Annotated in this window: 24 protein-coding genes and 2 tRNA genes; 15 read left to right on the top strand and 11 right to left on the bottom strand. The window is 65.1% G+C overall.

Annotation, left to right across the window (positions count from 1 at the left end):
- Positions 1 to 4: 4 nt before the first annotated feature.
- The 10 genes from nuoN (at position 5) to FIU91_RS13990 (ending at position 9,012) form a co-directional block, all read left to right on the top strand.
- Complete coding sequence (gene nuoN / locus FIU91_RS14035) at positions 5 to 1,447, top strand: NADH-quinone oxidoreductase subunit NuoN (protein WP_152462946.1); 1,443 nt, start codon at positions 5 to 7, stop codon at positions 1,445 to 1,447.
- A 160-nt stretch (positions 1,448 to 1,607) separates the two neighbouring features.
- Positions 1,608 to 2,957: a 3-phosphoshikimate 1-carboxyvinyltransferase gene (gene aroA / locus FIU91_RS14030; protein WP_152462945.1), complete on the top strand. Its 1,350-nt coding sequence runs from the start codon at positions 1,608 to 1,610 to the stop codon at positions 2,955 to 2,957.
- On the top strand, positions 2,954 to 3,367 hold the full coding sequence (locus tag FIU91_RS14025) for a GFA family protein (protein ID WP_152462944.1): 414 nt from the start codon (positions 2,954 to 2,956) through the stop codon (positions 3,365 to 3,367). The genes aroA and FIU91_RS14025 overlap by 4 nt, the downstream gene beginning before the upstream one ends.
- 9 nt (positions 3,368 to 3,376) lie before the next feature.
- Entirely contained in the window at positions 3,377 to 3,997 is a 621-nt protein-coding gene (locus FIU91_RS14020; RefSeq protein ID WP_152462943.1) for a d(CMP) kinase, read from the top strand.
- A complete protein-coding gene (locus FIU91_RS14015) occupies positions 3,997 to 5,073 on the top strand; it encodes a hypothetical protein (protein WP_152462942.1) in 1,077 nt (358 codons plus the stop codon). The genes FIU91_RS14020 and FIU91_RS14015 overlap by 1 nt, the downstream gene beginning before the upstream one ends.
- A gap of 70 nt (positions 5,074 to 5,143) precedes the next feature.
- Positions 5,144 to 5,524 (top strand): DUF4168 domain-containing protein, encoded by a 381-nt coding sequence (locus FIU91_RS14010; RefSeq protein ID WP_152462941.1) that lies wholly within the window; start codon positions 5,144 to 5,146, stop codon positions 5,522 to 5,524.
- 196 nt (positions 5,525 to 5,720) lie between these two features.
- A complete protein-coding gene (gene rpsA / locus FIU91_RS14005) occupies positions 5,721 to 7,403 on the top strand; it encodes a 30S ribosomal protein S1 (RefSeq protein ID WP_093009463.1) in 1,683 nt (560 codons plus the stop codon).
- 256 nt (positions 7,404 to 7,659) lie between these two features.
- Entirely contained in the window at positions 7,660 to 7,944 is a 285-nt protein-coding gene (gene ihfB, locus FIU91_RS14000) for an integration host factor subunit beta (protein WP_093009462.1), read from the top strand.
- Between the two features lie 4 nt (positions 7,945 to 7,948).
- Positions 7,949 to 8,302 carry a LapA family protein gene (locus FIU91_RS13995; protein WP_245760176.1) on the top strand — a complete coding sequence of 118 codons (354 nt, stop codon included), beginning with the start codon at positions 7,949 to 7,951 and terminating at the stop codon, positions 8,300 to 8,302.
- 47 nt (positions 8,303 to 8,349) lie between these two features.
- Positions 8,350 to 9,012: a phosphoribosylanthranilate isomerase gene (locus FIU91_RS13990; RefSeq protein WP_152462940.1), complete on the top strand. Its 663-nt coding sequence runs from the start codon at positions 8,350 to 8,352 to the stop codon at positions 9,010 to 9,012.
- Here the strand turns inward: FIU91_RS13990 and FIU91_RS13985 are convergent.
- Together FIU91_RS13985 and FIU91_RS13980 are read right to left on the bottom strand one after the other, a co-directional pair.
- Positions 9,009 to 10,067, bottom strand: a complete 1,059-nt coding sequence (locus tag FIU91_RS13985; protein WP_152462939.1) for a quinone-dependent dihydroorotate dehydrogenase — start codon at positions 10,065 to 10,067, stop codon at positions 9,009 to 9,011. The genes FIU91_RS13990 and FIU91_RS13985 overlap by 4 nt on opposite strands.
- Complete coding sequence (locus tag FIU91_RS13980; RefSeq protein ID WP_152462938.1) at positions 10,064 to 10,399, bottom strand: DUF952 domain-containing protein; 336 nt, start codon at positions 10,397 to 10,399, stop codon at positions 10,064 to 10,066. Before FIU91_RS13980 ends, FIU91_RS13985 begins: the two co-directional genes overlap by 4 nt.
- Positions 10,400 to 10,549: 150 nt before the next feature.
- On the opposite strand from FIU91_RS13980, the gene FIU91_RS13975 reads away from it, so the two are divergent.
- Positions 10,550 to 11,755 (top strand): bifunctional 2-polyprenyl-6-hydroxyphenol methylase/3-demethylubiquinol 3-O-methyltransferase UbiG, encoded by a 1,206-nt coding sequence (locus FIU91_RS13975; protein WP_152462937.1) that lies wholly within the window; start codon positions 10,550 to 10,552, stop codon positions 11,753 to 11,755.
- Entirely contained in the window at positions 11,755 to 12,378 is a 624-nt protein-coding gene (locus tag FIU91_RS13970) for an SOS response-associated peptidase (RefSeq protein WP_152462936.1), read from the top strand. Before FIU91_RS13975 ends, FIU91_RS13970 begins: the two co-directional genes overlap by 1 nt.
- A gap of 74 nt (positions 12,379 to 12,452) precedes the next feature.
- Here the strand turns inward: FIU91_RS13970 and FIU91_RS13965 are convergent, their stop codons facing one another.
- Both FIU91_RS13965 and hisF read right to left on the bottom strand, forming a co-directional pair.
- On the bottom strand, positions 12,453 to 12,764 hold the full coding sequence (locus FIU91_RS13965; RefSeq protein ID WP_152462935.1) for a phosphoribosyl-ATP diphosphatase: 312 nt from the start codon (positions 12,762 to 12,764) through the stop codon (positions 12,453 to 12,455).
- Positions 12,761 to 13,519 (bottom strand): imidazole glycerol phosphate synthase subunit HisF, encoded by a 759-nt coding sequence (gene hisF / locus FIU91_RS13960; RefSeq protein ID WP_093009455.1) that lies wholly within the window; start codon positions 13,517 to 13,519, stop codon positions 12,761 to 12,763. The genes FIU91_RS13965 and hisF overlap by 4 nt, the downstream gene beginning before the upstream one ends.
- 125 nt (positions 13,520 to 13,644) lie before the next feature.
- Between hisF and FIU91_RS13955 the strand changes: the two genes are divergently transcribed.
- A complete protein-coding gene (locus tag FIU91_RS13955; protein WP_152462934.1) occupies positions 13,645 to 14,109 on the top strand; it encodes a DUF302 domain-containing protein in 465 nt (154 codons plus the stop codon).
- Positions 14,110 to 14,113: 4 nt separating this feature from the next.
- Here FIU91_RS13955 and hisA read toward each other — a convergent pair whose 3' ends face one another.
- Entirely contained in the window at positions 14,114 to 14,833 is a 720-nt protein-coding gene (gene hisA, locus FIU91_RS13950; RefSeq protein WP_152462933.1) for a 1-(5-phosphoribosyl)-5-[(5-phosphoribosylamino)methylideneamino]imidazole-4-carboxamide isomerase, read from the bottom strand.
- A 137-nt stretch (positions 14,834 to 14,970) separates the two neighbouring features.
- Between hisA and FIU91_RS13945 the strand changes: the two genes are divergently transcribed.
- Positions 14,971 to 15,360 carry a DUF2147 domain-containing protein gene (locus FIU91_RS13945; protein ID WP_093009452.1) on the top strand — a complete coding sequence of 130 codons (390 nt, stop codon included), beginning with the start codon at positions 14,971 to 14,973 and terminating at the stop codon, positions 15,358 to 15,360.
- A 58-nt stretch (positions 15,361 to 15,418) separates the two neighbouring features.
- Here FIU91_RS13945 and hisH read toward each other — a convergent pair whose 3' ends face one another.
- The gene (gene hisH, locus FIU91_RS13940) at positions 15,419 to 16,057 is read right to left on the bottom strand and encodes an imidazole glycerol phosphate synthase subunit HisH (protein ID WP_093009451.1); all 639 of its coding nucleotides are present in this window, start codon (positions 16,055 to 16,057) and stop codon (positions 15,419 to 15,421) included.
- Between the two features lie 2 nt (positions 16,058 to 16,059).
- The gene (gene hisB / locus FIU91_RS13935; RefSeq protein ID WP_093009450.1) at positions 16,060 to 16,647 is read right to left on the bottom strand and encodes an imidazoleglycerol-phosphate dehydratase HisB; all 588 of its coding nucleotides are present in this window, start codon (positions 16,645 to 16,647) and stop codon (positions 16,060 to 16,062) included.
- 139 nt (positions 16,648 to 16,786) lie between these two features.
- Here hisB and FIU91_RS13930 point away from each other — a divergent pair, with 139 nt between their 5' ends.
- Positions 16,787 to 17,026: an Lrp/AsnC ligand binding domain-containing protein gene (locus FIU91_RS13930; RefSeq protein ID WP_093009449.1), complete on the top strand. Its 240-nt coding sequence runs from the start codon at positions 16,787 to 16,789 to the stop codon at positions 17,024 to 17,026.
- A 47-nt stretch (positions 17,027 to 17,073) separates the two neighbouring features.
- Here FIU91_RS13930 and FIU91_RS13925 read toward each other — a convergent pair.
- From FIU91_RS13925 to FIU91_RS13910, 4 genes are all read right to left on the bottom strand, one after another.
- Positions 17,074 to 17,148, bottom strand: a tRNA-Gly gene (locus FIU91_RS13925).
- 22 nt (positions 17,149 to 17,170) lie between these two features.
- Positions 17,171 to 17,245, bottom strand: a tRNA-Gly gene (locus FIU91_RS13920).
- Positions 17,246 to 17,341: 96 nt separating this feature from the next.
- Positions 17,342 to 17,731, bottom strand: a complete 390-nt coding sequence (locus FIU91_RS13915; RefSeq protein WP_152462932.1) for an MAPEG family protein — start codon at positions 17,729 to 17,731, stop codon at positions 17,342 to 17,344.
- Positions 17,728 to 18,132 carry a rhodanese-like domain-containing protein gene (locus FIU91_RS13910; protein WP_152462931.1) on the bottom strand — a complete coding sequence of 135 codons (405 nt, stop codon included), beginning with the start codon at positions 18,130 to 18,132 and terminating at the stop codon, positions 17,728 to 17,730. Before FIU91_RS13910 ends, FIU91_RS13915 begins: the two co-directional genes overlap by 4 nt.
- Positions 18,133 to 18,135: the final 3 nt, after the last annotated feature.

Here is an 18,135-nt window from a genome sequence, read left to right as displayed (position 1 = left end):
AGACATGATTTCCTCTGACCTCGCCATCATCCTGCCCGAGATCGTCATCGCGATCTACGCGATGCTCGCCCTCGTCGGCTGCGTTTATACGGGCAAGGACGCGCTTGCCCCCTCGCTCGTCTGGCTGACCGCGGGCCTCTTCGCGCTCGTTGCGATCTGGATCGCCACGAGCGGCGGCGGCACTGCGACGGCCTTTGGCGGCATGTTCATCGACGACGGCTTTGCGCGGTTTGCGAAGGTGATGCTCCTGGTCTCGGCCGCGGCGGTTCTGGTGATGAGCCAGGATTACATGCAGCGCCGGGGCATCCTGAAGTTCGAATACCCGATCCTGATCGCGCTTGCCGCGGTCGGCATGATGGTGATGGTCTCCGCGGGCGACCTGATGGCGCTCTACATGGGGCTCGAGCTGCAATCGCTGGCGCTCTATGTCGTGGCGTCGCTGCGCCGCGACAGCGCGGTCTCGACCGAGGCGGGCCTCAAGTATTTCGTCCTCGGCGCCCTCTCCTCGGGTCTGCTGCTCTATGGTGCCTCGCTGACCTACGGCTTTGCGGGCACCACTCTGTTCTCTGGCATCATCGAGGCAGCGGGCGAGGGGCAAACCTCGCTCGGACTCCTCTTCGGCCTCGTCTTCCTGTCGGCCGGGCTTGCCTTCAAGGTCTCGGCCGTTCCGTTCCACATGTGGACGCCGGACGTCTATGAAGGTTCTCCGACGCCGGTCACCGCCTTTTTCGCGACAGCCCCGAAGGTCGCGGCGATGGGCCTTTTCGCGCGTCTTCTGTTCGAGGCCTTCGGCGGCGTCACGGGCGACTGGCAGCAGATCCTCGCCTTCCTGTCGGTCCTGTCGATGTTCCTCGGCGGTATCGCGGCGATCGGTCAGACCAATATCAAGCGCCTGATGGCCTATTCCTCGATCGCGCATATGGGCTATGCGCTCATGGGGCTCGCAGCGGGCACCCAGTTCGGCGTGCAGGCGATGCTGATCTACATGGCGATTTACGTCACAATGAACGTCGGCACCTTCGCCTTCATCCTGTCGATGGAGAGGGACGGCCAGCCTGTCACCGATATCGCATCGCTCAACATGTTCAGCCGGGTCGAGCCGGGCCGGGCCTTCGCGATGCTGATCCTGCTCTTCAGCCTCGCGGGCGTGCCGCCACTGGTCGGCTTCTTCGGCAAGCTCTACGTGCTGCGCGCGGCCTATGATGGCGGGCTTGTCTGGCTTGCGATCGCCGGTGTGATCGCGAGCGTGATCGGCGCCTTCTATTACCTTCGGATCGTGTACTTCATGTATTTCGGCGAAGAGCGGGACGACACACTCGATCGGGGTGTCTCACCGGTGCTGTGGGGCTTCCTCGCTCTGTCGGCTTTCGCGATGGTCGCGGGTGTCGTGAACCTCTTCGGGATCGAAGCGGCCGCCGCCGCCGCTGCCGCGACGCTGGTGCAATAAACCGATACGGCCAAGACCAAGTGACACGACACGACGACGCGGGCCTTCGGGCCCGCGTTTGTCGTTTTGAAGTGCAGGATGCGGGGTTTTCTCACGCGCCGGATAGACCCCGACGAGCGGGATTGCTAAAGCGCCGCAGATACCACGTGAAGGATGTCACATGTCAGCCCATGGCCGCGCGATTCCCATGATCTCCAAGCCCTCGGGCCCGCTGTCGGGAGAGGCGCATGTGCCCGGCGACAAGTCGATCTCTCACCGCGCGCTCATTCTCGGCGCGCTGTCGGTTGGGGAAACTCGTGTGACGGGGCTGCTGGAAGGGCAGGATGTGCTCGACACCGGAGCGGCCATGCGCGCCTTCGGAGCCGAGGTCTGGAAGGACGGCGATGCGTGGGTCGTGCACGGCTTCGGCGTCGGCGGGCTTGCCGAGCCCGAGCAGGTCATCGATTGCGGGAATTCGGGCACCGGCGTGCGGCTCATCATGGGGGTGATGGCAACCTCGCCGATCACCGCGACCTTCACCGGCGATGCGAGCCTCAACGGCCGGCCAATGGCGCGCGTGACCGATCCGCTCGCGCTGTTCGGCGCGCGCGCATACGGTCGCGCGGGTGGCCGTCTGCCCATGACCATTGTCGGTGCTCAGATGCCTGTGCCCGTGCGCTATGCCACGCCCGTACCATCGGCGCAGGTCAAATCGGCGGTGCTTCTCGCGGGTCTCAACGCGCCCGGCGAGACCGTGGTGATAGAGCGGGAGGCGACACGCGATCATTCCGAGCGGATGCTGACTGGCTTCGGTGCGGATGTCTTGGTCGAGGACAGCCCCGAGGGCCGCATCATCACGTTGAAGGGCCAGCCCGAGCTCAGGCCCCAGACCATCGCCGTGCCGCGCGACCCGTCGTCGGCGGCCTTCCCCGTTTGCGCGGCGCTCATCACCGAAGGCTCGGACGTGCTGGTGCCGAATATCGGGCTGAACCCGACGCGGGCGGGCCTTTTCACGACCCTGCGCGATATGGGCGCGGATCTGACCTACGAGAACGAGCGCGAAGAGGGGGGCGAGCCGGTTGCCGACCTGCGCGCGCGCTTCTCGCCCGACCTGAAGGGCATCGAGGTGCCGCCCGAGCGCGCGGCCTCGATGATCGACGAATATCCCGTCCTCGCGGCGGTCGCGGCCTTTGCGGAGGGGCCGACCTACATGCCCGGCGTCAAGGAGTTGCGGGTCAAGGAAAGCGACCGGATCGATGCGATGGCGCAGGGGCTGCGCGCGAACGGCATCGAGGTCGAGGAGGGCGAGGATTGGTGGCGCGTGCAGGGGCGCGGCTTCGGCAATGTCACCGGGGGCGGGACGGTGGAAAGCCGGCTCGACCACCGCATCGCCATGTCGTTCCTTGTATTTGGCCTTGCCGCGCGGGACGGCGTGCGCGTCGATGACGGCAGCCCGATCGCGACCTCCTTCCCGATCTTCGAGCCGCTGATGCAGGGGCTCGGCGCTGCCATCGCACGGGACGAGACATGAGCACCGCGACGGGATCCTGCCTTTGCGGCGCGATCCGCTACCGGGTGGACGGCCCGCTCCGTCCGGTTGTCGCCTGCCATTGCAGCCAATGCCGAAAGACGACCGGCCATCACGTCGCCGCGACCTCGGCCCCGGCAGACTGCGTCACGATCGAGGGTGAACCCCGATGGTACCGCTCTTCGGACAGCGCCGAGCGTGGGTTCTGCCCGACCTGCGGGTCGAACCTGTTCTGGCGGCGGCCTGGGCATCTCTCGATCTGGGCGGGCACGCTCGACACGCATCCGGACGATCTGAAGCTCGCCAGCCATATTTTCTGTGCCGACAAGGGGCGGTACTACGAGATAGCCGACGGTCTGCCACAGTCCGCTCAGGACGATCCGGCCCTCGCATTGGCAACGCGTCCGGGATAGGAAGATCTCATGGCCTTTACGATCGCCATCGACGGACCCGCAGCCTCGGGCAAGGGCACGATCTCGCGCGAAGTGGCGCGCGTCTTCGGCTGCGCGCATCTCGACACCGGGCTTCTGTATCGCGCTGTCGGCCTGCGGATGCTCGAGGGCGAAGAGCCGCTGGAGGCGGCGAGGGCGTTGATGCCCGCCGATCTCGAAAAAGACGGGCTCAGGACCGGAGCGGTCGGCGAGGCGGCGTCCAAGGTCGCGGCGATCCCCGAAGTGCGGGCAGCGCTTGTCGATTTCCAGCGCGCCTTCGCGCGGCGCGACGGGGGCGCGGTGCTCGACGGCCGGGATATCGGTACGGTGATCTGCCCGGAGGCCGAGGCCAAGCTGTTCGTGATCGCCTCGCCGGAGACCCGCGCACGCCGCCGCTTCCAGGAATTCGTCGCGGCGGGGGAAGATGTCGATTATTCCCGCGTGCTCGAAGATGTGCGCGCGCGCGACGCCCGCGATATGGGCCGCGCCGATGCGCCGCTGCGTCCCGCCGAGGACGCGACCGAGATCGACACGACGCACCTGTCCATCGAGGAGGCCGTCGCCGCCGCCATCGCCGCCATCGAGGCGGCTGGAGGCACGCGGACGGCGTAATGCAGTTCCACTGGCTCGCTTTTCCCGAACATCTTCGCCGCCACTCGAAACTGCCCGAGGCCTATCGCCCCGAGACCTACGCGGACGGCTTCGATGCGGACACGTTCTGGTATGACGCGATCTGGCGGAAGGGTGTTGTGCATCTCGTCTGCCCACCGCTCAACAACCTGCGCGCCTTGGTGCTGGGGGGCGAGTTCCGCCTTGACGGCGAGCCCGCCCAGATCGCGCGCGAGCGGCGCTACAAGCGCCATACGGTTCTCGAGCTGGCCGCGCCGCGTGCGCCCGACCGCATCGATGTCACGCTGGCGGGCTGGACCGGCGAAACGCTTGTGCACGAGTCAGGTCTGCCGGGTCTCGATGGCAAAAGGGTGCATTTCTGCATCAACAAGGACAACGATCTGGACTGGATCGCCGAACACGCGCGGCTGACGAAGGCCGGACACGGGCTCGACGCGGTCGCGGTGATCGACAACGGCTCGACGCGCTACGGCATCGGCGAGATTGCCGAGACGCTTCGGGCGGTTGGCGTCGAGCCTTACGTCTTCGATGCGCCATATCGCTACGGCCCGGTCGGCCTGAAGCCTTATCGCCGGACCGAGAAATACCTTCAGACCGCGCTATTCAACGCGTTGCGGCTCCGCGGCCTGGACCGGGCGGGCGGCATTCTGAACCTTGATATCGACGAGATCGCGATCGGGCAGGGAAGCCTCTTCGACGCAGCGCGCGCATCGAAGCTGGGTTTCGTGCAGATCGCGGGCGAATGGATGTCTCCGCCGCCCGGTGCCGAGCCGCCGTTTCGCCATGAGGACCATATCCATCGTTTCGACCCGCCGCGGCCGTCGCCTCCGAAATGGTGCCTCGATCCTTCGGGGCCCTTGGGCGGCTTCAGCTGGGACATACACGGCCTTGAACGGTTGCCCTTCCTGCATCGCTTTGCCGCGAAAGGCTTCCGGTTCCTGCATTGCCGCGGCGTAAATACGAACTGGAAGAACAAGGGCCGCTTGAAGACGCCTGAAAACACCGCGCCTGACCGGGAGGCCGAGGCCGCCTTTGCGCGATTAACCGCAAAAACCTGACGCGTCGCTTTACCCGAATCGATCTCTCTGGAAGCCTTTGCCCGCACAGGGAAAGACCAGAGGTGACGATATGAAACACCGTATCGTGTCAGCGGTGGCTTTTGCATTGGTGTTCGGCGGGGCTGCCGTGGCGGGGCCTGAGCCGCACCCGGAGACGGTGCGCTATGTCCCGGCCATCAGCGATGCCACGATCGAGCGGTTTGCCGAAACGGCGATCGCGGTCTCCAAGATCCGCAAAGATTACATGATGCGCTACTACGAGGTCGACAATGACGCGGACCGCGCGAGCCTGATCGCGGAGGCGAATGCGCGTCTGTCGGCGCATGTCGTGGCGACGCCGGGGCTCAGCTTTTCGGAATACCAGCGGATCAATCGCGACGCGCAGGAGGATCCGGTGCTCAATGCGCGGATCGCGCGCGCCTTGAAGGCGCATCTTGGAACCGACCAATAGCGCTCAGGGCTTGCCAAAAGCCCGATGGGGCGGTATGTCCCGCCCCGTCGAAACGGCGATAAACGCCGCGAAGCAAAGAGGCGAGCAGGGTCGGTCCCGTCCGGCCCTCTTTGTTTTGCGGGCCCAGGACCAACTCAAGACCGGCGGAGACAACCGCGCGGCCGGAATAGCGTGAAGTAAAGGAAAAAGACGCCACATGGCTCAGAACGCAAGCATGGAGGAATTCGAGGCCCTCCTTAATGAAAGCCTCGAAATGGACACGCCCGACGAGGGCACTGTCGTCAAGGGCAAGGTCATCGCCGTCGAGGCGGGCCAGGCCATCATCGATGTCGGCTACAAGATGGAAGGCCGCGTCGATCTCAAGGAATTCGCAAATCCGGGCGAGACGCCCGACATCTCGGTCGGCGATGAGGTCGAAGTCTATCTCCGCGCGGCCGAGAACGCGCGCGGCGAGGCTGTCATCTCCCGCGAGATGGCGCGCCGCGAAGAGGCGTGGGACCGTCTCGAGAAGGCATATGCAGACGATGCGCGCGTCGAAGGCGCGATCTTCGGCCGCGTCAAAGGCGGCTTCACCGTCGATCTCGGCGGCGCCGTGGCCTTCCTGCCCGGCTCCCAGGTCGATGTGCGCCCCGTGCGCGACGCGGGCCCGCTCATGGGCCTCAAGCAGCCGTTCCAGATCCTCAAGATGGATCGCCGCCGGGGCAACATCGTCGTCTCGCGCCGCGCCATCCTCGAGGAGAGCCGTGCCGAGCAGCGCGCGGAAGTCATCGCCAACCTCGAAGAAGGTCAGGCGGTCGACGGCGTGGTCAAGAACATCACCGAATACGGGGCCTTCGTGGACCTGGGCGGTGTCGACGGCCTGCTGCACGTCACTGACATGGCATGGCGCCGTGTGAACCACCCCTCCGAGATCCTCGCCATCGGCGAGACGGTCAAGGTGCAGGTCATCAAGATCAACCGCGAGACGCACCGCATCTCCCTCGGCATGAAGCAGCTGCAGGAAGACCCGTGGGATCTCGTCGGCGCGAAATACCCGCTGAGCTCGGTCCATACGGGCCGCGTGACGAACATCACCGATTACGGTGCGTTCGTTGAGCTTGAGCCGGGTGTCGAGGGCCTCGTCCACGTCTCCGAGATGTCCTGGACCAAGAAGAACGTGCATCCGGGCAAGATCGTCTCCACCTCTCAGGAGGTCGAGGTGATGGTGCTCGAGATCGACCCGGCCAAGCGCCGCGTGTCGCTCGGTCTCAAGCAGACCATGCGCAATCCGTGGGAAGTCTTCGCAGAGACGCATCCGTCCGGGACCGAGGTCGAAGGCGAAGTCAAGAACATCACCGAATTCGGTCTGTTCATCGGCCTCGACGGCGACATCGACGGCATGGTCCACCTGTCGGATCTCAGCTGGGACGAGCGCGGCGAAGACGCCATCCAGAGCTACCGCAAGGGCGATGTCGTCCAGGCGGTCGTTCAGGAGACCGACGTCGAGAAGGAGCGCATCTCGCTCTCCATCAAGGCGCTTGGCGGTGACAAGTTCGCCGACGCGGTTGGCGGCGTGAAGCGCGGCTCGATCATCACCGTCGAAGTGACGGCGATCGAGGACGGCGGCATCGAGGTGGAATACGAAGGCATGAAATCCTTCATCCGCCGCTCCGACCTGTCGCGTGACCGTGCCGAGCAGCGCCCCGAGCGCTTCTCGGTCGGCGACAAGGTCGACGTGCGTGTCACCAACGTCGACAGCAAGTCCCGTCGTCTCGGTCTGTCGATCAAGGCGCGCGAGATCGCCGAAGAGAAGGAAGCGGTCGAGCAGTATGGCTCCTCCGATTCCGGTGCATCGCTTGGCGACATTCTCGGCGCAGCGCTGAACAAGAACGACGAGTAATCTGTCGCCGCCTTCGGGCGTCGGCACGGGCCCCGGTCTTCATGGCCGGGGCCTTTTCATTGCGCGAATCGGGCTTCGCGTCTTTCGGCGATTTGACCGGGTCGAGGCCGGCGCAGAAGCGGGCAGGGGACCGAAAAATCATCATCTCGGCCATGTTCGGGCCAGGGATCAGCGCAAGAATTGGTTTCAACACAGACGTTTGCGCCCTATACTCTCGTTTAACGGTGCGGGCGAAATCGTGCCGGGAGGGGTGAAGATGATCCGATCGGAATTGATCCAGAAGATCGCGGACGAGAACCCGCATCTCTACCAACGCGACGTTGAGAGGATCGTGAACACGATCTTCGAGGAGATCACCAACGCGATGGCGCGTGGCGATCGCGTGGAGCTTCGCGGCTTCGGAGCGTTCTCGGTCAAGAAGCGCGACGCGCGGACCGGGCGTAATCCGCGGACCGGCGAGGCGGTCGAGGTCGAGGAAAAGCATGTTCCCTTCTTCAAGACCGGCAAGCTCCTGCGCGACCGACTGAACGGAAAGGCCTGACTTCGTGACACGATATCTCCGTTACTTCTTTCTTGCCGCCGTGGCCGTCGTGCTCATCGCGGTGGCGCTTGCCAACCGGGGCATGGTGACGTTGCAACTCTTGCCAACGGAGATGGCGGAGCTTCTCGGCATTCAGAGAGACGTCTCCCTGCCGCTGTTCATCGTGATCTTCGGCGGCATCGTCGTCGGTCTGATCCTCGGCTTCGTGTGGGAATGGCTGCGCGAGCACAAGCACCGCGCCGAGGCTGCGCGCAAGGATCGCGAAGTACGACAGCTCGAGCGCGAGCTGCGCCGCACCCGCGACGAGCGGGACAAGGACAAGGACGAGGTTCTCGCGCTTCTGGACCGCGCGGGCTGATCGGGCCACGCCACGCTCCGCATTTCAATACCGGGACAAAGAGTGTCATGGAGTCCGTGCGCGTCAAAATTTGCGGCCTGACCCGCGTAGAAGACGTGCGCGCCGCCGCGGAGGCGGGGGCTGCCTATGCCGGCTTCGTGTTCTTTCCCAAATCGCCGCGGAATGTCTCGGTCGGGGCCGCGCGGGAACTTGCTCTAGAGGTGCCTCCCGGCATCGCCAAGGTCGGGTTGCTGGTCGATCCGAGCGACGCGCTTCTCGATGAGATCGACGCGGCGGTGCCTCTCGACATGATCCAACTTCACGGCCGCGAGACGCCCGAACGTGTGGCCGAGGTGCGAACGCGCATGGGGCTGCCCGTGATGAAGGCGCTCGGTGTCTCGAGCGAAGACGACCTCGCCAAGGTCGCCGCTTACGGGCGCGTCGCGGACCAGCTCCTCATCGACGCGAAAGCGCCGGAAGGGGCGGAACTGCCGGGCGGCAACGGGCTGGCCTTCGACTGGCGGCTCGTGCAGGGTCGCCGCTGGCCAGTGCCTTGGATGCTGGCAGGGGGACTCACGCCCGAAAATGCGCGCCGCGCGGTCGCGATGACCGGCGCGCAGCAGCTCGATGTCTCTTCAGGCGTCGAGGAGGCGCCGGGGATCAAGGATGCCGGGAAAATCCGCGCTTTCATCGCGGCCGCGAGGGATGGCGAGGCCGCGCCGCGCCTTTAAAGCCAGCTTTTCCGACCTGATCCCACGGCTTCGGCCACGTTGCTGAAGCCGTCCGCGGCTAGACGGCGATCGAGCCCCTCGAGAATTTCGCGCACGAGACCGAGCCCGCCATAGACAAGCGCGGTATAGAGTTGCAGCGCCGACGCGCCTGCGCGGATCTTCTGATAAGCGGTCTCGGCGTTCTCGACGCCGCCAACGCCGATGATCGGGATCTCGCTGCCTGTCAGCTCGGAGAGCTTCGCCAGGATCCGGGTCGAACGCTCGAACAGCGGGCGCCCCGAGAGACCGCCAGCCTCGCCAGCATGTGGCGAGGTCAGCCCATCGCGGGCGAGCGTTGTGTTGGTCGCGATGATCCCGTCGACCTTCACCGCTCGCGCGACCTCGGCCACGTCGCGCAGCGCATCCGCGTCGAGATCGGGCGCGATTTTCAGGAAAACAGGCAGCCGCGCGCCCAGCTCGTCCCGCGTCTCGATCACGTTTCCAAGCAGCGCCTCGAGCGCCGCGCGCCCCTGCAGATCGCGCAGCTTCTCGGTATTCGGAGACGAGACGTTGACCGTCGCGAAGTCGATCAGAGGCGCGGTTCGGCGCAGCACCGTGACATAGTCGGACGCGCGGTCGTCACTATCCTTGTTGGCACCAAGATTGAGCCCGATCACGCTATCGCGCAGGCGGGTCTCGAGCCGCGCGGCAATCGCCTCCATCCCGTCATTGTTGAAGCCGAAGCGATTGATCGCGGCGCGGTCCTGGCTCAAGCGGAAAAGGCGCGGGCGCGGGTTGCCCGGCTGCGGGCGGGGCGTCGCGGCTCCGACTTCGAGGAAGCCGAACCCCGCGCGGGAGAGACCCCGCATCGCTTCGGCGTTCTTGTCAAAGCCTGCGGCGAGGCCCAGCGGGTTTGGCAGGCGCAGCCCGGCGACCTCGGTTTCGAGGCGCTCGGTGGTGACAAGGCCCGGCGCTGGCGCGATCCCGGCCTTCAATGCGGCCAAGGCCAAACCATGTGCGCGCTCGGGCTCGACGCGGTGCATCAGCGCGAGCCCCGCGCGTTCGGCGATTCTCATGCCATTCCGTCCGGAAAAATATGCCCGTCCGGGCCGAGTGGCAGATCCGCGACCCAGAGTGCCTGGTCCCGCCGGAGACGGGCATAAAGATGTGGGAACAGCTGACCGCCCCGTGAGGCCTCCCAACGGAGCGGCGTGAGCATGTCGCTGTCGTAGGCCAGGAGCTTCAGCCCGGTTTCGCCCGCGAAGTGTTTCGCCGCCGTCTCGGGCGCTTGCTCGGCAGTCGAGAAATGGATGTAGCCATCTTCGACATCGATCGGCGCGCCCAAGCTCTCGCCCTTCGCATCGAGTTCGGCCCATTCGTCCGCGCGTAAAATCTTGTAAATGATCATGGGCGTTGGGATGCCGCCTTGCCGAGCGTCGGTCAAGTCCGATCACAGGCCGGCCGGGGCCGAGTTCGCGTCCATTGCCGGCGACAGAGGTACTCGCGCCTCGGCGCGGGCTGTGCGATCAGGGGGAGGGCCCTTGTGAACGGAGCCGGCATGGTCAGCGTAGCCGAACAATACGAAGCGTATCCTTATCCCGACCGCGATCCCGCGGAGGAAAAGACGCGGCTGGTGACGGGCTCGCCCTCGCATCCCCTCGAGATGGATCACTTCCTCTGGGGCGGCGCGCGGGACTGGTCCAAGCCCCTACGCATCCTGGTGGCAGGGGGTGGCACCGGCGATGGCACGATCCAGCTCGCGCAGATCCTGGCCTGGGCGGGACGGGAGTGCGAGATCACCTATCTCGACCTGTCGCGCCGGGCGCGCGAGATCGCGGAGGCGCGTGCCTCCGCGCGCGGGCTCACCTCGATCACCTTTCACACCGCGAGCCTTCTGGATGCGCCGGAATTCGGGCGTTTCGACTACGTGGATTGCTGCGGAGTGCTGCATCACTTGCCTGAGCCAGAGGCTGGCTTCCAGGCCCTGCGCGAGGCATTGGCACCGGGAGGCGCGGCCGGGGTCATGGTGTATGCGCCTTACGGTCGGTCCGGTGTCTATCCGCTGCAGGAGGCCTTTGGCGCGCTCTTCGACGGCGCAAGCCCGGAGGTGCGGCTTGCCGAGGCCCGGAAGATCGTTGCGGAGCTGCCCGCCGGGCATCCGTTCCGCGCCAATACCAACCTCGTAGATCACGAACAAAGCGATGCCGGGTTCTACGATCTGCTCCTGCATTCGCAGGACCGAGCCTACAGCGTGTCGGAACTCGGCGAGACGCTGGATGCCACCGGGTGGCAATTGGCCAGTTTCGCAACGCCCGGGCTATACGATCTCAGCCGGATCACGGGGCAGGGCGCGGATTTGCCCGAGCACAGGCGCATGGCGCTCGCCGAAAAGCTGCGTGGCACGATCAAGGTCCACAATGCCTATCTCGTCCCGGCAGGAGCGCAGCGGCCCCAGCCTGCCAGCGGGCACCGAAGGGCGAACGTGCCGCATCTGCGGGGGCTCGATCCACGCGCGCTGGCGCAGGCAATCGGCGCTGGCAAACGACCGAGCCTCAAAGCGGGCGGCGTGTCGGTTCCGCTTTCGCTCGACAAGCGCACAGCGCCACTTATCGGGTCGATCGACGGGACGCGAAACTTGAACGAGATCGCGGCGATGGCGGGGCTGGACCCGCTGGCATTCTGGCGGCTCTGGCAGCCGCTCGAGGCGGCGCTCGCGCCGTGGGGCATCCTGCTCTATTCCTCACTTTTCAGGAGGGTGCGCTGATGTGTGGGCGTTTCGCCGTTACGCTGCCGCAGGATGCGATGGCGCAACTTTTCAACGCGCGTCCGGCGAACGACCTGCCGGTCGTGCCGAATTCAAACGTCTGTCCCACGGACGATATTCACGTCATCCGGCGAGGCGGAGAGGATGATGCTCCGCGATCGTTGGAGGCGATGCGGTGGGGGTTCCTGCCGCGTTGGTACAAGACGCTGAAAGACGGACCGCTTCTCATCAATGCCCGGGCGGAAACCGTGGCAGAGAAACCGGCCTTCCGCGACGCGGCGCGTCATCGGCGGTGTCTGATCCCTGCCTCAGGCTTTTATGAATGGACCAAGGACGAAAGTGGCGCGAAGCAGCCCTGGTACATCACGCGAACGGACGAAGCCCCCATCGCCTTCGCCGGTCTTTGGCAGGATTGGGAACGCAACGGCGTCGCCTGCAGGACTGCTGCCATCGTCACCTGCGCGGCCAACGCGGAGATGGCGGACTTGCATCACCGGATGCCCGTGATCGTCGAGCCGGAAGAATGGGCACTTTGGCTGGGCGAGGACGGTAAAGCGGAGCTGCCCAAGCTGAGAGCGCAGCCTGCGCCCTTGAACTTCAAACCTGTGACGGGCCCACTTTGAAGGAACGCGGCGAACGTTCGAACGCGAAAGAGCGGTGCTGCTTCAGGCTATGCCGCCCGACAGGACGGGCCTCGTCAGTGCTCTCGTGCGGCCTTTTCCGCGAGACCTGAACGGCTTTGCCGGGCCTCGAGTTCGGCCATGACGTCGGCAAGCGGAACGCCTTGCGATTTCAGCATCACGAGGAAATGGAAAAGCACGTCGGCAGCCTCCGAGGTCAGGCGGGCGCGGTCGCCGCGCGCGGCCTCGATGATCGCCTCAATCGCTTCCTCGCCGAATTTCTCAGCGCATTTCTCGGGGCCCTTTGCCAGGAGCTTCGCAGTCCAGCTCTCGTCCGGCGCGGCTTCGGCTCGCGCGTCGATGATCCGGGCAAGTTCCTCGAGGGTCATCGGCGCACCGGGATACCGTGCGCGGCCATGTGATCCTTCGCCTCGGCGATGGTGAATTCTCCGAAGTGAAAGATCGAGGCCGCGAGGACGGCAGAAGCTCCGCCTTCGGTCACGCCTTCCACGAGGTGATCGAGCGTGCCGACACCGCCGGAGGCGATGACGGGAATTGTCACCGCGTTCGAAATCGCGCGGGTCAGCGGGATGTTGAAGCCCGAGCGGGTGCCATCCTTGTCCATCGAGGTCAGCAGGATCTCGCCCGCGCCCTTGGCCTGCATGGTCAGCGCGAAGTCGATGGCGTCGATCCCGGTCTCGCGGCGGCCGCCATGGGTGAAGATCTCCCATTTGTTCTCGCCCACGGACTTTGCGTCGATGGCGACAACGATGCATTGGCTGCCGAACTGGTCGGAGGCGCGAGAAACGACGTCCGGGTCGGCGACGGCGGCGGAGTTGAAGCTGACCTTGTCCGCGCCCGCGAGAAGCAGCTTGCGAACATCCTCGACGCTGCGAACGCCGCCGCCCACGGTAAGGGGGATGAAGCATTGCTCGGCGGTGCGCGTCACCACGTCGAGCATGGTGTCGCGATCCTCGTGGCTCGCGGTGATGTCGAGAAAGCAGATCTCGTCCGCGCCGGCGGCGTCGTAGGCGCGCGCGGCATCCACCGGATCGCCTGCATCGCGCAGATCGACGAAGTTGACGCCCTTGACGACGCGGCCATCGGCCACGTCGAGGCAGGGAATGATGCGGGTCTTCAGCATGGGCTCGCTCTCGTTGGCTCACTCCCGGATATGCCGAAGGCTGGCGCGGATCACAAGTCGGCCAGTCAGGGAACCCGGAGAGCCCTGCTGCGAGTTGCGCCTCTGTTAACCAACAGGAGGTTTCGATGTTTCGCGTTCTGATCCGTACTGCCGCCCCTCTCGTCCTCGCACTTGGCGTCGGTGCGCCCGCCTTGGCGGACGATCATGTCATCACCAAGGACAGCCCGCATACCGTGGCCGAGACGATCGACAAGCTCGAGGCCGCCGTGAAAAATGCGGGCGCAACGATCTTCGCCCGTGTCGATCACGGCAGCGGCGCCCAGAGTGTCGATATGGATCTCGGCGCGAGCGAACTGCTCATTTTCGGCAATCCTCAGATCGGCACGCCCGCGATGCAGGATGATCCGCTGGCGGGGCTTGTATTGCCGCTGAAGGTTCTGTCTTACGAGGATGCGACTGGCCAGGTGCGCGTCGCCTATGTCGAGCCCGAAGAAACCTTCGACGAGTTCGAGATCGACGACGATGCGGAGTACATCAGGCAGATGGAAGGCGCGCTCGACAATCTGACGAGCGCGGCCGTCGCCGAGTAGCGGATCAGGCGAGCGCGCTCAGGGCCTCGCGAAGGTCGAGCGCGCCGTCATAAAGGGCACGGCCCGAGATCGCTCCCGAGATGATTCCGGTATCGCGAAGGGCTGTCAGATCCGCGAGAGAGGATACGCCGCCCGAGGCTATGACCGGGATCGAGACGGCACGGGCCAGTGCCTCGGTCGCCTCGATATTCGGGCCGCCCATCGCGCCGTCACGGTTGATGTCGGTATAGATGATCGCCGCGACACCGGCGTCCTCGAAGCTTTTTGCAAGCTCGGTCGCGTCGACATCCGTCTCTTCGGCCCAGCCCTTGGTCGCGACCTTGCCGCCGCGCGCGTCGATCCCGACTGCGACCCGGCCCGGAAAGGCGTGCGCGGCTTGCCGAACGAGGTCCGGGTTCTCGACCGCGACGGTGCCCAGAATGACGCGGGCGAGGCCCTTGTCGAGCCAGGTTTCGATCGTGGCCATGTCGCGGATGCCGCCGCCAAGCTGCGCCGGAGTGCCGGGGCAGGCGGCGAGGATCGCCTCGACCGCCGAGGCGTTCACCGGCGTTCCCGCAAACGCGCCGTTGAGGTCCACGAGGTGCAGCCATTCGCACCCGGCATCCACGAAGGCGCGTGCCTGCGCCGCTGGATCGTCGTTGAAGACAGTGGATTTTTCCATGTCGCCGCGCAGGAGGCGGACGGCCTGGCCGTCCTTGAGGTCGATGGCGGGAAAGAGGATCATCTGGCGGCATACCCCGGAGATTTGCGTCGCCGAGCCAGATGACATGACGGAACGGCACATGCAACGCGACCTTGCGTCAAGCTTGATCGGTGCGGGGATTGGGCGTCAGGCTGTATCCCATTCAAGGGAGGAGAGCCATGAAAACCATTCTGACAGCCATTGCGGGCCTCGCACTGAGCGCAACCGCCGCCTTCGCCGACCCGATTCTCGGAACCTGGAAAACCGAGGTCGATGACGGCTCCTACGCTTATGTGGGCCTCAAGCCCTGCAACGGCGGCAAGATCTGCGGCACGATCGACCGCACCTTCAACGCGCAGGGCGAATACAATTCGCCGAACAAGGGCGAAGTGCTTGTCCGGAACATGGTTCCGCAAGGAAATGGCCGCTACGAGGGCCGCGTGTGGCGACCGTCGAACAACAAGGTCTATCTCGGAAAGATGAACCTCAACGGCAACACGCTGCAGCTTCAGGGATGCGTGGCGGGCGGCCTGCTCTGCTCGAGCCAGACCTGGGCGCGGGTGAACTGATCTTCACCCTGACGCCGGTGACGAAAAAGGGGGCTCTAGACCCCTTTTTTGCGCGCCGTCAGGGCCGCCAGGTCAGGAAGTTGGCAATCATTCGCAGGCCGCTTTCCGCGCTCTTCTCGGGATGGAACTGCAAGCCGATGCGGTTCTCGGAGCCCACGATGGCGGTGACGTGCTCGCCGTAATCGACATAGGCGATGCGCTGTCCGGGATCGGCCATGCGGATCTGGTAGGAATGCACGAAATAGGCGTGATCGCCAGTCTCGATGCCCTCGAGAACCGGGTGAGGCTGCTCGATGACCAGATCGTTCCAGCCCATATGCGGGACTTTCAGCGAAGGATCGGAGGGCACGATCTTCAGGACTTCGCCGTCGACCCAGCCGAGCCCATCGGCCTCTTCGTATTCGTGGCCCTTACGCGCCATGAGCTGCATGCCGACGCAGATGCCCATGAACGGGCGGCCCTTCTCTTCGACGGCCTCGACCAGTGCCTCGTAGACGCCGCCCTGGCCGCGCAAAGCCGCGGCACAGGCGGGAAAGGCCCCGTCGCCGGGCAGAACGAGCCGGTCGGCCTTGGCAACGACATCGGCCGAGTTGGTGACGACGACGTCGCCGCCATCCACCTCGCGGGCCATTTTCTGGAAGGCCTTGTCGGCCGAGTGCAGATTGCCGCTTTCGTAATCGATGATCGCGGTCAGCATGGTCAGAGCGTTCCCTTCGTGGATGGGATGGCATCGGATTTGCGCGGATCGGGCTCGATGGCCTCGCGCAATGCCCGGGCGACGGCCTTGAACGCGGCCTCCGCGATGTGATGGCTGTTGAGGCCGTGCAGCCTATCGACATGCAGCGTGATGCCGCCGTGGGTGGCGAAAGCCTGGAAAAATTCGCGAACGAGTTCGGTGTCGAACGTGCCGATCTGCGCGGTCGGCATCTCGACGTTCCAGACGAGGTAGGGCCGGCCCGAAAGGTCGAGCGCGGCGCGCACGAGCGCATCGTCCATCGGCAGAAGGCACGCGCCGTAGCGGCGGATGCCGCGCTTGTCGCCAAGCGCCTCGCGCAGCGCCTGGCCGAGCGCGATGCCGACATCCTCGACGCTGTGGTGGTCGTCGATATGCCGGTCGCCCTCGCAGCGCACCTTCATGTCGATGAGCGCATGCCGGGCGAGCTGATCGAGCATGTGGTCGAAAAAGCCGACGCCGGTCTGGTTGTCGTAGCTGCCCGTGCCGTCGAGATCGAGCGACACGGTGATGTCGGTCTCGGCGGTCTTGCGGGTGATGTCGGCCTTACGCATCGGGTTCGTCCTTCGGGCGGTTCGGGCGGTTCGGGCGGGTTATAGGGTCAGCGCACGGCGAGGAAAAGGGTGGGGCAGGGCCCATTGTGCGCCCGTGACTTCCGTGCCAGCTTGACGCCGCAAGAGAAAGGGACCCCTCATGAGCGCCTGCGTCTTCATCCAGATCCGCTGCACGCCCGGCAAGACCTATCAGGTCGCCGAGGAGATCGCCCTCAGGGAGATCCATTCGGAGCTCTATTCGACGTCGGGAGAATACGATCTTCTTTTGAAAATGTACGTGCCGGAGGATCAGGATATCGGGAAATTCATCAACGAGCATTTGCTGGTGATCCCGGGGATCGAGCGATCGCTGACGACGCTGACCTTTAAGGCGTTCTGAGGGGCGGCGGTCAATGGCGCCTGGTTCTCTGCCTGGAAAGAGACCGATGGAGCGGGCGAGGCGATTCGAACGCCCGACCCTTACCTTGGCAAGGTAATGCTCTACCCCTGAGCTACGCCCGCGAATCCATCGTCTGGCTCGATTTGGAGCGGGCGAGGCGATTCGAACGCCCGACCCTTACCTTGGCAAGGTAATGCTCTACCCCTGAGCTACGCCCGCTTACCAATCGAGTAGCGGGGATGTAGAAAATCGCTGCGCGCGCTGCAAGGGGAAAATGTCGCCGACCCTACGGATTTTCGCGCCCGAAGACCGCGATCACCAGATTGCGTGGGTCAGCAGCCCGAGCGCCGTGAGGCCGAGCATCGCGAATGTCAGCACCATGCCGCCCGCGCGGAGCGGCATCGAGGGCGTCACACGCGACAAGGCCAGCGCGTGCATGCCACGCCCGATGAGCAGCGTCAGGCCCGCCGCGTGCACCGCGATGGCCGGGGCGCCTATGAGTTTGGTCAGGAGCAGCAGGACGATCCCGAGCGGCGCGAATTCGGCGAAGTTGCCATGCGCGCGGATCCGCCGCTCCAGCGCGACGTCGTCTCCTGCGCCAAGCGATGTCTTCGTTTCGCCCCGCCGTTGGATCACGCGAACGGAAAGGACGATGAAAATGAGGGTCAGAAGAGCCGCATAGGTTGCCGAGATCGCGACGCTCATGACTTGGCCTCGTCCTTTTCAACCGCGCCGCCCTTGGCGACCCAGTCATTGAACCCGTCGCGCAGATGCGCCGCTTCGAAGCCCATCTTCTGCAACTGGAACGCGGCAAGCGCCGAGCGCCATCCCGAGGCGCAATGCAGAACATAGCGCTTGTCTTCCTGCCCGAAGACCTCGCGGTAATAGGGGCTGTCCGGGTCGATCCAGAATTCGAGCATGCCGCGCGGTGCGTGAACCGAGCCAGGAATGTAGCCCGTCTTCGTCCGCTCGCGCACATCGCGGATATCGACGACGACCACGTCCGTTTCGGAGAACATCGTCAGCGCCTCGTCCGTGCAGACCTCAGCGACCTGGCTGCGTGCCTCCGCCACGAGGTCGGCGGCCGAGAGTTTGAGTTGTGACATCTA

The organism is Roseivivax sp. THAF30, assembly GCF_009363575.1.
In the GTDB taxonomy this organism is placed as follows: domain Bacteria; phylum Pseudomonadota; class Alphaproteobacteria; order Rhodobacterales; family Rhodobacteraceae; genus Roseivivax; species Roseivivax halotolerans.
This window is presented reverse-complemented; position numbering and strand designations above follow the sequence as displayed.